The following is a 14850-nucleotide window of genomic DNA, read 5'->3' as shown; positions in this document are numbered from 1 at the left end:
TCTAGTTCGTTCGTTTTTTTCATGCAAATTTCTGGTTATATATCTGGTTTTATTCACCAATATGCACAAAAGGCAGCGCTTACATTTCGCTTTTCTTATGCCGACTATTGTCTGATGCACTTTTTCATGCTATTCTAAAGTTACTTTTACCCTTTTCGCGGAACGTCTTGTTTTCACCGTGTTTTCCAAGAAAGTTAGGGCGCGTTTTACAAGTTTCGGCAAGCTTTTTGTGCACTGCGCCTTACTATCGCTTAGTCCTTAATGAACTGCATTTTATAAGGGAAGTTCTTTTCGGAACTGGCACGTTATTCAACAAATTTGCATTTTTATGCAGCTGCTTGCATATTTCGGATTTTGTCCGTTTTTTGGAAATTTCGGGGATTGTGCAAAGATTGCGGGGCTTGGCAGTGCAGGAATGCAAGAGCGCAAACGCAAGAGGAGTTTAATTTTGTATTGGAGGTGACGGTCAGGCGACTGACCTAGTGCAATGAATGAGTTGATGCTTAATGAAGGCCGTTTTCAGAACCTGCTAGGAATGGAACACGATAGCTGCGGTATTATTTGTATTATCGAAAAGAACGGCCATCCTTCCCGTGACAATATTCAAAAAACGATCGATGCCCTCGTAAAAATGGAACATCGTTCGGGTTTTATTAACGGCGAAGGCGACGGCTGCGGAATTTTGACTGACATTCCCCGTGCGCTTTGGGAAAAGAAATTAACGGATGCAGGCTTGGACGGCAAGTTGGCCTATGACAACCGTTTTTCAGTTGCTCATATTTTTGTTCCGCGCAAGCTTGATCTCACCGTCGCCGACATGCAGAACGGGATTCGCGAGCTTTTCCGCCAACATAATGTTTCCATTATATTGGAGCAGGAAAACCAAGTGGATAGCAGCGTTCTTGGCCCGAACGGTTTAAATGACGAGCCTACTTTCTGGCAAATCGCCGCTCTTTGCGACCAGGAAGGCGTGAACGTAGCCGATCACCTGTTCGAACTCCACATTGCCATTGAAAACCGCTATACGGTTCATGTGGCTACGCTCAGCAACGTGACAGCCGCCTACAAAGTGATGGGCGCCGCCAGCATTTTGCCTAAATATTTTAACGACACCTGCGATCCTCTTTTCACTGCCCAAGTCACCATCGGCCACAACCGTTACTCGACGAATACGCAATCCAGTTTCTTCCGCGTTCAGCCGTTCTCCCTGCTCGGCCACAACGGAGAGATCAATACGATCAAAAAAATGCGCCTCGAAGCCGATATGGTCGGCGTGCCGCTCGTTGACGGCGGTTCCGACTCCCAGGACATGAACCGGACGATTGAAACATTCATTCACCGTTTCGGAATCAGCCTGTTCGAAGCGATGGAAATGGTATTCCCTCCGATTATTAACGAAATGAAGCAGTTCCGTCCGGAGCTGCAGGACTTATACGTTTATTTCCGTCAAGTTTGGGGCCATTTCGCCCAAGGTCCGGCGGGTATCGTTTCCCGTTACGGCAACGAATGTATTTTCAGCGTCGATGCTCTCGGTCTCCGTCCGGTATGGATGGTGGAAAGCGAAACTTCGCTCTACTTCTCCTCTGAGCAAGGCATCATCACGGTTGGCGACATGGTTGCCGATCCGAAGCCGATCGCTCCGGGCGAAAAAGTCGGCGTTGTGCTCACTCCCGGCGAGCATGTGCAGGTCATTCCTTACCACGAAGTGCAAAGCATCGTTCTTGAGCGCGCAAGCCAACGCCTGAACTTTGACGGACTCCGCAAGTACCTGAACCCTGCCAAATCAGACGCGGAAGCCGCTCTGAACGACAATCTGGCGGCTACGGACCAATTGTACAGCGCATTTGGCTGGGACCGCGAAGGCATTCAGCACATCGAGACGATGTCCGAAACCGGCGCAGAGCCGATTCGTTCCCTCGGTCACGACTCTCCGCACGCGGCTATCAGCTGGGAGCGTCAAAACGTGCCTGATTTCATTAAAGAAAGCGTAGCTGTCGTAACGAACCCTGCGATCGACCGCGACCGTGAAATGGAACATTTCTCGACTCGTGTCATCGTCGGATGCCGTCCATCCGTATACGGCCAAGTCGATTCACAGCTTCGCCTTGAACTCTTGTCTCCCCTCGTGCTGGAAGGCACGAACGGCGTAGACAGCGAAGAGCATCTGTCTCAGCCTTCTTTCGAGCAATTGCTGGCCCTGTTCCGTACGGTAGGCGAAAGTTCCGTTGCCGTTCTGTCGACGACGTTCGCCCGCGGCACATCGCTGCGCGACGGTTTGGACCAAATCGCTTCCAGCGCGCTTGAAGCGGCCCGCAGCGGCGCTTCCCTAATCGTGCTCGACGACGCGGCAGCTCATCAAAACGACCGTTTGTGGCTCGACCCGCATCTGGCCGTATCCAAAATCGATATCGCCCTGCGTGCGGAAAAATTGGCGTTCGGCGACAACCTGCGCCGTCACGTTACCATCGTCCTGCGTTCGGCAGCGATCCGCAACCTGCACGATATCGCCGTAGCTTGCGGCCTTGGCGCCGACGTTATCTCGCCTTACCTGCTGTTCGCGACAGCCTCCGACAAAGACGGCGACGCGGCAGCGGCGCGCAAAGTGTACGCTGCGCTTAGCAAAGGTCTGGAGAAAGTGATTTCGACGATCGGTACGCACGAGCTTCGCGGTTACACGCGTTTCTTCTCCTCGATCGGCTTCCAACCGGAAGTGGCCGAGGTGCTGGATATCGTGAACTACTTGGGCAGCGAGAAAGCCGGAACAGGCTTTGCCCAACTGGAAGCAGACGCGGAATCCCGCTATGCGGATTTCACCAATCCGAAAGCGAAAGCCGCGAAAAACTTCCGCTTCTTCCAGCGCATGTGGAAAGCGTTAGGCGATACCGCATCGGGAACCGCTCCTTACAGCGACTACCGCGACAAGCTGCGTGAAGAAGAAAAGAAAAACGCAATTTCGATCCGTCACGTGATGGATTTCAACTACGACAAAGCTTTAAGCGAAGGCCGCAAGGCGCTTGATCCGTCCGAAGTCGACATTTCGATCGGCGGTCATTCCCTGCCGATGCTGATCGCTTCCATGTCGTTCGGTTCGCAGAACGAAACAGCTTTCCGCGCTTACGCCGAAGCCGGCGAACGCCTGAACATGGTTACCATGAACGGCGAGGGCGGAGAGATTAAAGATATGCTCGGACGCTACAAAAAAACCCGCGGCGCGCAGGTCGCATCCGGACGTTTCGGTATTAACGTCGAACTCGCGAACGCCGTCGCTTTCCTTGAAATCAAAATCGGCCAAGGCGCAAAACCGGGCGAAGGCGGTCACCTGCCGGGCTCCAAAGTTACGGCCAAAATCGCCGCAGCACGTAACGCGACAATCGGTTCGGACCTGATCTCTCCTTCGAACAACCATGATATTTATTCGATCGAGGATTTGGCGCAAATCATTTCCGAGTTGAAAGAAGCAAGCGGCCGCAAAGCGAAAATTATCGTAAAAATCCCTGTCGTTCCGGGCGTTGGCACCATCGCAGTCGGCGTAGCCAAAGCAGGCGCGAATGTCATTACACTGTCCGGCTTTGACGGCGGTACGGGCGCGGCTCGTATCCACTCCCTGACTCACGTTGGTCTGCCTACCGAGATCGGCACAAAGCTTGCTCACGTCGCTCTGATCGAAGCCGGCCTTCGCCACCGCGTTGAGCTGTGGTCCGACGGCGGTCTGAAATCCGGCGCAGACGTTGTCAAAATGGTGATGCTCGGCGCGAACCGCTGCGGATTCGGCAGCATCTCGATGCAAGCTATCGGCTGTACGACTTGCCGCGGCTGTCATCTGGATACTTGCCACGTAGGTATCGCTACGCAAATCGACTCTATGGAAGAAGCCGAAGAAAAAGGTCTTCGCCGCTTCGTTCCTCGTCAATACGATCTGGCTGTAGACAGCCTTGTCCGCTTGTATGGCGGCATGGGTGAAGAAGTCCGTGAAATCGTAGCAGCGCTCGGCTTCAAAAGCTTGCAGGACCTTGTCGGACGTTCCGACCTGCTGGAGCAAGTGATCCATCAGGAGCGCATCGACCTGTCCGACCTGCTTCGTCCGGCTCCGCTGCAGTTCGTTTCGGCGGCAGAGCTCGCTTTGGAAGAAGCGGCCGTATCTTCGGATATCCGCATCGCAGCCGGCGCGGAAGGCCAGGAGTTCTTCCCGGATTCCTTGTCGCTTGACGCTCCGATCGTGCGCAACTGGGCCAAAGTGGACGCGGAATCCCGCATTCTCGGAAGCCGCTACTCCAGCCATCGCGTAAGAGACCGTTTCGACGGCAGCTACGATCAGCTTCCTTCGATCGCGCTCAATCTGGTTGACGGTTCCGTTCCCGGCAACGGTCTTGCTGCATTCAACGCCCGCGGCGTAGATATTACCGTTCACGGCGGCGCTGAGGATGGCGTAGGCAAAATGGCGCTCGGCGGTAAAGTAGCGATCCTCAAATCGCTTAGCAAAGATAAAACGTACATTAACGGCAGCGTCGGCAAATCGTTCGGCTACGGCGCGCAAAAAGGCTTGTTCCTGATCCAAGGCGGCGCTGATACTCGCGCCTGCATCCGCTTCTCCGGAGCAGACGTCGTATTCGGCGGGGAAATCACGACTCCGCTGCAGGATGAGCTGGGCGGACTTGCGGCACGCGCGAACCTCAAAGGCTTCGCTTTCGAATACATGACCAACGGCCGCGCCGTCGTTATGGGCGACCCGGGTCCATGGATTTGCGCAGGTATGACAGGCGGCGTGATTTACCAACGTCTTGTCCCTGAAATGGGCCTTGATCAAAAAGCAATCGAACGCCGTATCGCCAAAGGCGCGAAAGTCAAAATCGAAAGCGTCGGCGTACAAAGCAAAAAAGATCTCGCCGAGCTGTTGACAGCTTACCGCGACGAGCTCGCTGCTTCCGGCCAAGCCGAAGCCGCAGCAAAAATCGACGGTCTGCTGAACAACCTCGAAGCAAACTTCATCCGCATCTCGCCGGTTGGCATGCAAGCCGACCAGTCCGTGGCAACGGAGTAATCTTTACAAATCCTACCCTCTACTTGACCCATCGTCGAGTAGAGGGTTTTTGGTTTGTCGCCTCCTCTATCTGAGAGGCAGGCACTCCGGGCGCGGTGTCGCGCTGCGCTGCATGATGGCGGTCGGTCGACCCCACGCGCTGAGAATAGGGGCACAAGGCGGCTTGGCAGGAAGCGAAGCAGCATGCCGGCCCACAAAACCTGTGAAAACCCCCATGACGCCGTAGACGTCACCCCACAGAACGAAAATAATCAGGTCTACTAGGCTGCCCCAGCAAGTCGCGACACCCTGTGAGGGCTAGGGTGTGGCTAATTTGGGGGACCAGCCACTTTTTCTGGGCGCGCCTCCCCCGGTTTAGGTCGTGGAACTCCACGACTGGGCAAAAATCAGCTTACTAGGGAGAAAACCTGCGAAAGTGCAGGTTTTTCCCAGAAATCGGCTTATTTTAGCGAAAAACCTGCAAAAGTGCAGGAATTTTCGCTGAAAGTGAACCTGAGCCTATGTTCGCGGCGAAAAGCCTGCACTATTGCAGGAATTGTTCGTGACCACGCGATTAAGGACGCAAATTCATGCATTTTTGCAGGTTTTCTTCGTGCAGGCGAGCGGACTATGGTTATCAACAGCCTGGAAAGCGAAGGAATTTTCGTGCAACCAGGCGGATGGTGCAATCGGCTCTATCGTATGGGTTTCTGGGCAGAGGTTCTTTCGCGAATCATGAGCCCGGCCCCATTTTTATCGGGAATTTCTGTATAATTGCAGAATTTCTGCACAAACCGACGTTGCGATTAGAGTGAGACTGGTCTCTCGAAAGCCTAAGACTGGGAAGTGCTCACGGAGAATAAAACTTGCGGCAGTTCGGCAATTTATAAAAGCACTCAAATTCCACTTGCCAAAGGAGTAAATCGCTATGAGCCAATCAAAACGCCGTGAAGAAGCCGCATGGAAATCACGCAAACAAACCCAGAACCCACACGGCAAAGTAAAATCGCTTGAGGAGCTTTCCAACGAAAGTGATGCAAAGAACTCAACCAAGTAGGAAATAAAGCTAAGGGAAATTTATGCAACCCGAGCAGATTTCTTCGGATAGAGAGAGCGGTCGGAATCGGCTGACCTTAGTCTCGTTGGCGGCAGCAGTGGGCCGTTTTCTCACTTCCCGTATGGCTGGTTAACTTTACCTGCCCCCACTTTACCGGTGGGGGCAGGCTTAGGAGGTCCAACTGCAGCAGTGAGGATTAAGCCTCAGTTGCGGTAGTCAGGCGGAGGCTGAACTGCCACAGCGGGGCTGGATGGAGGCTTAGCTGTTATAGCGGCGATGAGGGCTCAGCTGCGGCAGTGGGTTGGAACCGTCTCTCGGTTACTCGATTACATAAGTTTCGGCAGGCTGCGAAGCGATGAATTCGCTTAGTTCGCCGATTGTATAAATATGCAGCATATGCAAGAGCCGCGTGCACGCCGTGTAGAAGAGCTTGCGCTCGCTCTCACGGCCGTAGCACGCTTTGCTGCCGTCATAGATGAGCACGGCATCGAATCCACATCCTTCGCCAAAAATACGGCGCGGCATCTTCATACGGCAGATGCCACCCGGCCAGCGCTTGCTCCGTCTGCTCCCCGACGGCAGGCCAACGCTCAGGCAGGCCGGCATCCCCGGCCAGGACGAGGGCCAGCTCCCGATCTCGGAGCAACTGCAGGTAAACTTCTGTCACATCTACAAATACTTAGCCTTTTCACCTCCGTCCGCAGCGGTTTGAAATGCTCCTGCACGACGACGTGGGCAAGCATCCGCTTTTCCTTTTCAAAATCGTCAAACCGGCCCCCTTTGCCTGCCTGCATGTTACGCAGGTGCCGGTAAGCTCTGCGGTAGTCTTCGGCGTCCAGAAGCTCGATTTCGTCCTCGCCCCACCCTTAGTCAAGCTCCCTCTCCGCGTACTATTCCAGCGGCTCCAGCAGCGACTCGTGCATCAATTCCAGACGGTTCGGCAGCTTCACCGCAGCGTCGTAGCTGTAGAACAACTCCGCCCCATTCACTGCACGGATACGATTGTCTTATCCCGGAACAGGATCGGCTTAAAACACATCCCCTGCTTGTAGGCCTGAGTCATTGCCAGGAACCGGATCGTTTGATTTTTTCGGCCGTGCTTTATTTAACAACTTGTTTCCTGTATTCTATTCATATATTCAAATCTTTAACTTAAGGGGATCAGTTGGGATGAATCGCGAAATTCAGCAGTTTAAATCGGAGTTTTTCAAAGCGTTGGCTCATCCGTTACGGATTCGAATCCTGGAGCTGCTGTGCGAAGGAGATAAGACGGTCAATGAACTGCAAGCGCTGCTCGGAACCGAAGGCTCCGCCGTATCGCAGCAGTTGGCGGTCCTCCGAACAAAAAATGTCGTCAGCGGCACCAAGGAAGGCACTTCGGTCTTGTATTCCCTTCGCGACCCTCTCATTAAGGAGCTGCTGAAGGTAGCCAAGCAAATTTTTGACAATCATCTGGTTGACGCCATTTCATTGCTGGAAACCATCCGAAATGAATAAACGATCGAAAAAGCAAGGAAATCTTTAGCACAAATTAAAGATGGCCTTGCTTCTTTTCATAAACGGATTATTAGTCCGTCAATAGGCGATATTTGTTCATTGACAACAATTTTGCCCGGGTGTATATTCCCTATATATTCAAATAATCAAATATATGAAAAAAGAAGGGTTTACGATGAAGTGGTCGGGCAGATTTGAAGGCTACAATGCGGAGTATCTTCGAAGAGATCTTATATCGGGGTTGATTGTCGGTGTTATTGCCATTCCTTTGGGAATGGCTTTTGCAATTGCAGCCGGGGTTAACCCGCAGTACGGGATTTACACAACGATTATCGCCGGCTTTTTCATTTCACTGTTCGGCGGCTCCAAATTCCAGATCGGGGGGCCGACGGGCGCGTTCGTCCCTATTTTGTTTGCCATTGTTATGCAGTACGGATACGAGAATTTGCTTATAGCAGGGTTCCTGGCAGGAATTTTACTCGTGCTGATGGGCGTATTCAGGCTCGGAGCGCTTATCAAATTCATTCCCCGCCCCGTGACCATCGGCTTTACAGCCGGTATCGCGGTCATTATTTTCACCGGGCAAATTACCAACTTTCTGGGGCTGACAGGCATCCAAAAGCATGAGGATTTTTTGTCGAATATGAAAGAAATCGGCATCCGCATTTTTACGATAAATCCGTATAGCGTCATCACGGCCGCGATTTGTTTATCCATTATTTTGCTGGCGCCAAAGTTTTTCCCGAAGGTTCCCGGGTCGCTGATCGGCCTTGTTTTATCCAGTCTTATTGCCGCGTGGTTTTTTGAAGGGCATGTAGCCACGATCGGTTCGACATATGGCGCTATCTCAAGCGCCCTTCCAAGCGTGCATGTTCCGGAGATCACTTTTGAACGAATCAAGCAGCTCATCCAGCCGGCCTTTGTCATCGCCATGTTGGGGGGAATCGAATCGCTGTTGTCCGCCGTAGTCGCCGACGGGATGACGGGAAACCGCCATCACAGCAACCGGGAGCTGATCGGGCAAGGAATTGCGAATATCGTGACGCCATTGTTCGGCGGGATTCCGGCAACCGGGGCCATTGCCCGAACTGCGACTAATATTAAAAGCGGCGCGGCAAGTCCTGTTTCGGGAATGGTTCACAGCATCGTCGTCATGCTCGTATTGCTTTTGTTCGCCCCATTCGCTTCGAGTATTCCTTTGGCCAGTATGGCTCCGATACTGATGGTCGTTGCCTGGAATATGAGCGAGCGCAAAGAATTCGTCCATGTTTTAAAAACGAAAACGAGCGATTCCGTCGTCTTGATCATCACTTTTTTACTTACGGTGCTCGTCGATTTAACGACTGCCGTTGAAGTCGGGCTGGTACTGGCTGTGATCCTGTTTGTCAAACGGATGAGCGAGATGCTGACAGTCGCAAAAGTTTTGCCCGATCCTTCCGTAAAGCATGAAAAAATGGCTCTCCACATGGTGAAAGAGGGGCACGATTGCCCGCAAATCTCCGTTTTCACGATTGAAGGACCGCTATTTTTCGGCGCGGCAACTATGTTCGAGAAATCGATTATGGGCATGATCCATTATCGCCCCAAAATTTTGCTGCTAAGAATGGGCAAGGTTCCTTTTATGGATACGACCGGTGAAATCAATCTGGCCAGTGTGGTCAAGGATTTCAAGAAACATGGCGGTGAAGTCGTCATCTCGGGCATTCAGGCTCAACCCAAAGAAGTGCTGAACAAAACGGGTTTGGCATCCATGATCGGGAACGAACATTTCTTTGAGCATACGGGAGAGGCTGTCGACTATTCCTTGCAGCTGCTGGATCGCCAAAAATGTTTGGGATGCAAGCATTTCGCCTTCCGCGAATGCGCCGCTTTAGCCGCTCCCGATTCAGACAAAGTATCCGGGTCCGTTTCCCTTGACCGGCAAAACCGCTCCAAAGCGCTTGCTTCGAAGCATCCGTGATGTCGATGTCAGGAACTTTTCGGCGCCAGGCCGGCAAAAAAATCGTCAATAGCGGCTTCCATCCGCTCCGGGGTTACGGTGTCCGGCTGAATAAGCCGGTGAACCGACAAACCGTCAACCAGCGCATGCAGCCGCTCCGCTTCACGCGGTACATCGATGGACGGATCAAGTATGCGTTCTTTTGCAAGCAGCTGCAAAGTTTCCGCCATTGCCTCCCGCATTTGCTTGAAAGTGCGGTGGCTCAGCTGTTTGAGCGCAGGATCGTTAAGCGATTTAACCGTAAAAGAGATCCAGACTTCCATCTCGGACTCCCGCTCCTCATTCATCGGCATGAATTGCAGTATCAATGATTTGGCGGCTTGTACAGTCAAGCCTTCGGCAGACAGATTCAATTTTCGAATTCGCGCTTCAATCCGCTCGACGATCAAATTCATCGCAAATTCAAACATTTGAGCCTGGCTGTTAAAATAATGACGCATCGCTCCCATGGATACGCCCGCCTCATCGGCGATTTTGCGGACCGTCGCCTGCTCCAGCCCCCCTTTGCAAATCACCCTCCAGGAAGCTTCGGCAATCTTTTCCCTTTGCTCGGTATAATTGACCACTTTGGGCATTTCTTCGTATTCCGCCTCCCTATTATCGTTAAGTACCATTGTATTACTTTCGCGGCCAAAGCGTATAGCTGAAGCTCCACACAAAATCGACCGCCAGCACGATGCTCCAGGTCTTGATGGTCTGCCGCAAACTATCCGTATTGCTATGTTCCCCTGCCAGCCAAATCATACCATACAACAACATACAGCCAATCCCCCAACCAAGAAAATGCAAAAACCACAGACGGCGCTCGCGGCGGGCGTGATCCGCTCCTTTCTTCGGCGGCTTGACAGGCGCCGCGCCTCCGGCAAAACGATACGCGAACTGCTGGTCCGCCCAGCTAATCATCCGGTGGCCAAAACCTATCGATACGCCGATATAAATCGCGGCCAGCCCATGAAAAAAGCCTGCTTCCGCACCATTTCGAAGATCAAGGACCGTCGCCGCCAGCAGCGCCAGATCGATGATCGGCGTGCAAAGAAGCAGTGCCGTGCCCAGACGCTTCCTTCCGAGCAAGTAACGAGCGGCCAAACCCGCCAAAACAAAGATCCAAAAACCGACTTCACAAGCAATGATGAAAAAAGCGATCATGATCAAAAGCTCCTTTTTAGCACAAGTGTATTATAAAAACAAAACTATTTTAGCACAAGTGTACTGCAAAAGAAAAGGAACTATAAATAAAAAAAGCATGTCCAGCGCCAGTGTTCGGTCGCCTAAACATGCTTTTCTTCTTTGTCAGATTTTCCTTATGCGTTTAAACACCAGTACATTTCGTCTCGAAATAATAATGCGGAATCCATGCCTCAAAAGACAATTTTCAGCAAATGTGACCCGTCCGCCAATAAACAGGAAACGAACGCACGGTCTGGCACTGCCGATTACACGGACAGCTGTTATAAATCTGCGGCCATTTATGCGTCTGAATCTGATTATCACTATATCGACTCTGATTATACTCATATCTCTCACCTCGCTTTGCCGGAAGATACTAATAAGAGATTCAGTATCTAGCAAATTGGCAACTGATAAAGTGCCAGCAAGGCGTATGAATCCGCTTGTGCGGTACGGTTTGGCAAAAAAAGAAAGCCACCCGGATTGTGGGCGGCTCTTTTATCAACTAGTGCTTACTGCATCTTTTGGCACGTCTTTCCCCGCTTCAATAGGATGCTTCGCCGCAGAGGTGTCGGTGTCGGACAATTGAATATTTTGCGTCCTGCTGCCGGCCAGTTTCAAGAACGTATCGGTGCCTGCCGGGCTCCATGCCCGATTCAAGGACACATGGTCGCTGTTGTTCAGCGTGTACACCGGACCTGTTTTCGGAATGATTTTCACATTCGTCAATTGAATTCCGCTGGCGAAGCCGGCAGTGAAGCCTGTATCGGCCTGAATGACAGTGTTCTGAATATCCACTCCGCCGACAGGGATGCTCTCGGTCCCTTTGACGGTCACGGCTCCCTTGGCTCCGTCCGCATAAACATGGTTGATATGGATGTTTTGGAACTGAGGCACTTTGCTTTGATCCGTTTTGGAGCTATTATCGGCCGGATAAGTGACATCGAATGTAATCGCATCGGAAGCTATATTTTTCATAGTGATGCCGTCTATCCAAATGTTCTGAACGAGGCCGCCTCTTCCAACATCGCTTTTGAATCTGAGACCGGTGTCGGTACCGGAGAAGACATTGTTGTACACATAGATGTTCTTCATGCCGCCGTCCGTGTTGCTGCCCACCACAAATCCGCCATGCGCGCGGTAAACGACATTGTCTTCGATCACCACATTTTGCAGACCGGGTTCGCCGCCGCTTCCTCCTCCCGACGATTTCATGCAAATCCCGTCATCCCCCGTGTTAACGGTGTTGCGGTAAATGACGATATTTTTCCCGTTGACGTCGATGCCGTCCGTATTTTGGTCGTACCAGTTGTTCGTGACTTTCGTGTTTCGAATGATCACATTTTGTCCATGCTTGATGTTCAGATTGAACATAGGGGAATTTTCCAGTGTCGGTCCGTCAATCAAAACCGAGCTGCTGTTCTCGATGTCCACCATGATCGGACGAATGTCTTTCACTGCGCCATCGACCACCTGCTGCGGCGGATACCAAATATTTTTATCGACCTTCCCGCCTGAGGCGACAAGCGCATTCCACTGCGATTCGGGAAGCTTTTCTTTTTTGACGGGCCGCCACGTTTCTCCGCTTCCGTCAATAACGCCTTCGCCCGTAATGGCCACATGAGTTAAATTCGTTCCATAGATGAGAGGGACTGGCCTGCCGTCCTTGGAAGCAGCCGCCTGATATTCTTGGTGATCCTTGCTAAAATCAACGATGGCGCCGGTGTCCAAACGCAAGTTGACATTGCTTTTCAAGGTTATCGGGCCTGTCAGCCAAACTCCGGCGGGAACAACGACAATGCCGCCTCCGGCGTCCGAACATGCGGCAATCGCTTTGGCGAATGCTTCCGTATTTTTCGCGATTCCATCGCCAACCGCTCCGTAATCGGCAATATTGAACCGCCGGTCCGGGATTTGAGGTGCTTGCACATCCGGCATTTGGAATGGAAGACCGGTCAAATACGAGGCCAATTCCCGATCCTCCGCAGAATGGACCGCGTCATCCGCCGTCCGTGAACCGCAGGCCGTTAAAGCAAAGATAATCGCGCCTCCCAGCAGAAGCGCTGCGCATCGGGCAACTGTTCCTTTTTTTCGTGATAATGGCTGCCTCACCGTAACTCACCTCTTTCGCCGCAATCGTTATACTGATTTTAAATATACATGAAAATTATGACAAAATGATGAAACGCGCTGATCCGGCCGGTTCGCGGCTCGGCAGCATTGACGAGCAGCCGTCAGGGAAAAAAATTTCCCGTCTGCTCAAACCGCTTTGCCGGGACGGTCGTTACCTCTTTAGAATGGATATTTTTATAAGGAGGCTGGATGGATGAAAAAATTTGGATTATCGCTTGTCCTGTGCGCGGCGCTGCTGCTGCCGACAATCGGCGCTTCGGCAGGTGCGGAGGGACAAACGAACGGCTCAGGCGTTACAAGCGACGCGCAAACGGTGGAAAAGCTCGGCCTTCTGGCCGGTGAAGGCGACGGCGTTTCGGCTGCTTACCTGGCCAAAGGCTCGACAAGAATCCAGGCGGCTATAATTTCGCTCCGTCTTCAAGGCAAATTGCAGGAAGCTCTCGATTTCAAGGGAAGCGGCGGATTCGCCGACTCCGGGCAGGTCGACAAGAGCAATCAGGCGATTCTCGCGTATTTGAAAAATCATCCGCAGTACGGCTGGAGCGGCATGGACGATGGGCATTTCGATCCGCTGGCGCCGATCAGCGCCCAGCAGTTCTACAAGGTGCTGCTAGAGGCGATAGGCTATAAATCCGGCACGGATTTCGCTTACGCGGACGCGGAAAAGTTCGCCGCAGGCAAGGGTCTCGGGCAAATCGCAGGCGTCTCCGCTTTGACGAACGCCCATATCGCCACAGCGCTTGTCGAAGCTCTGTCTGCGCAAACCGCGCAAGGCCATTCGCTCTTCGAGATGCTGCAGGGCGGAAAAGTCATCCCCGCCGGCGCAGCGCTCCCGCAAGGCGAACGGATCGGTCTGCACAGCGACGCCAAGCTCGGTACATTTTTTACCGGCAAAGCAGGCCGCACACTGTACTTTTTCACGAAAGACGCGCAGGATTTGAACGCCTGCCAAGGAAAGTGCATCGAGAATTGGCCGCTCTTCACGTCGGATCAACTGCAAATTCCTGCCACTTTAAATGCGGCTGACTTTTCCGTATTGACCCGGACAGATGGAACGAAGCAGTGGATGTACAAAGGCTGGCCGCTCTACTATTTCGTCAAGGATAAAGCGGCGGGCGATACTCTCGGCGAGGCCGTCGGCGGCGTCTGGTTCGCCGCAAAATCGGACTACACGGTCATGCTCGGCACCAATACGACGATCGGCAATTATTTGACCGATGATCGCGGGCGCACGCTGTATTATTTTGATAAAGACAAGCCGCAAACGAGCGTTTGCGAAGGGAACTGCCTCGCCAATTGGCCGGCTTACGGCGCTTCGGGAGGAAGCGTGCCTTCGACACTGCCGGCGGCCGATTTCGGCGCAATTACGCGCGCTGACGGCAGCAAACAGGCGACGTACAAAGGCTACCCGCTCTACTACTTTGTTAAAGATCAGTCGCATGGCGACACCGCGGGCCAAAACGTAGGCAGCGTATGGTTCGTCGTAGATCCGGCGAAATTCGCCGGTACAACAGCCGCCCAGGCGGCGAAAACCTACAACATCGACATCAAAGAGTTCTCGTTCGGCACAAGCCCGCTGACGGTCGAGGCCGGCTCCAAAATCACATTCACCAACTATGACGATATGAAACACAACGCGGTCGCGGTGGACGGCAGCTTCGCCACTCCGCTGCTCGACAAAGGGGAGTCCTACACCGTTACGCTTGCGAACCCCGGTACCTACGACTTCTACTGCGAGCCGCACAAGCAATTTATGAAAGGCCAAATTATCGTGAAATGAGCGTGATACAGCGATGACGCTACGAGCATTAGCCGTTTGGTCCGCGCTGCTGTGCCTGCTGCTCCTTTGCGCTTGCGGCGCGGGGACCGCGGGCAGCGCGGGCAGTGCGAGCGCTGCGGGCGGCGCGGCTGGCGCGGGCAGTGCGAGCGCTGCGGGCGGCGCGGCTGGCGCGGGCAGTGCGAGCGCTGCGGGTGGCGCGG

At 52.9% G+C, this 14850-nt stretch carries 8 protein-coding genes and 1 pseudogene; 5 read left to right on the top strand and 4 right to left on the bottom strand.

The window, feature by feature from the left end:
* The first annotated feature begins 487 nt into the window (after positions 1–487).
* Positions 488–5038 carry a glutamate synthase-related protein gene (locus AC6RNO_RS34680; protein WP_474685290.1) on the top strand — a complete coding sequence of 1517 codons (4551 nt, stop codon included), beginning with the start codon at positions 488–490 and terminating at the stop codon, positions 5036–5038.
* Between the two features lie 907 nt (positions 5039–5945).
* Positions 5946–6074, top strand: coding sequence for a DUF6254 family protein (locus AC6RNO_RS34675; protein ID WP_474685291.1), 129 nt, complete (start codon positions 5946–5948; stop codon positions 6072–6074).
* A gap of 318 nt (positions 6075–6392) precedes the next feature.
* On the opposite strand, the pseudogene AC6RNO_RS34670 reads toward AC6RNO_RS34675, so the two are convergent.
* Positions 6393–6578: pseudogene (locus AC6RNO_RS34670) on the bottom strand (hypothetical protein); the annotation flags it as partial.
* Between the two features lie 666 nt (positions 6579–7244).
* Between AC6RNO_RS34670 and AC6RNO_RS34665 the strand changes: the two are divergent.
* The gene (locus AC6RNO_RS34665) at positions 7245–7571 is read left to right on the top strand and encodes an ArsR/SmtB family transcription factor (RefSeq protein ID WP_474685292.1); all 327 of its coding nucleotides are present in this window, start codon (positions 7245–7247) and stop codon (positions 7569–7571) included.
* A gap of 175 nt (positions 7572–7746) precedes the next feature.
* Entirely contained in the window at positions 7747–9531 is a 1785-nt protein-coding gene (locus AC6RNO_RS34660; RefSeq protein ID WP_497108218.1) for a sulfate permease, read from the top strand.
* A gap of 8 nt (positions 9532–9539) precedes the next feature.
* Here the strand turns inward: AC6RNO_RS34660 and AC6RNO_RS34655 are convergent, their stop codons facing one another.
* From AC6RNO_RS34655 to AC6RNO_RS34645, 3 genes are all read right to left on the bottom strand, one after another.
* A complete protein-coding gene (locus tag AC6RNO_RS34655) occupies positions 9540–10184 on the bottom strand; it encodes a TetR/AcrR family transcriptional regulator (RefSeq protein ID WP_474685294.1) in 645 nt (214 codons plus the stop codon).
* Between the two features lie 4 nt (positions 10185–10188).
* A complete protein-coding gene (locus AC6RNO_RS34650; RefSeq protein ID WP_474685295.1) occupies positions 10189–10716 on the bottom strand; it encodes a hypothetical protein in 528 nt (175 codons plus the stop codon).
* A 522-nt stretch (positions 10717–11238) separates the two neighbouring features.
* Complete coding sequence (locus AC6RNO_RS34645; protein ID WP_497108217.1) at positions 11239–12849, bottom strand: glycosyl hydrolase family 28 protein; 1611 nt, start codon at positions 12847–12849, stop codon at positions 11239–11241.
* A 214-nt stretch (positions 12850–13063) separates the two neighbouring features.
* Between AC6RNO_RS34645 and AC6RNO_RS34640 the strand changes: the two genes are divergently transcribed.
* A complete protein-coding gene (locus AC6RNO_RS34640) occupies positions 13064–14650 on the top strand; it encodes a plastocyanin/azurin family copper-binding protein (RefSeq protein ID WP_497108215.1) in 1587 nt (528 codons plus the stop codon).
* The last annotated feature ends 200 nt before the right edge of the window (positions 14651–14850 follow it).

This window comes from Paenibacillus sp. sgz302190, assembly GCF_059820445.1.
This window is presented reverse-complemented; position numbering and strand designations above follow the sequence as displayed.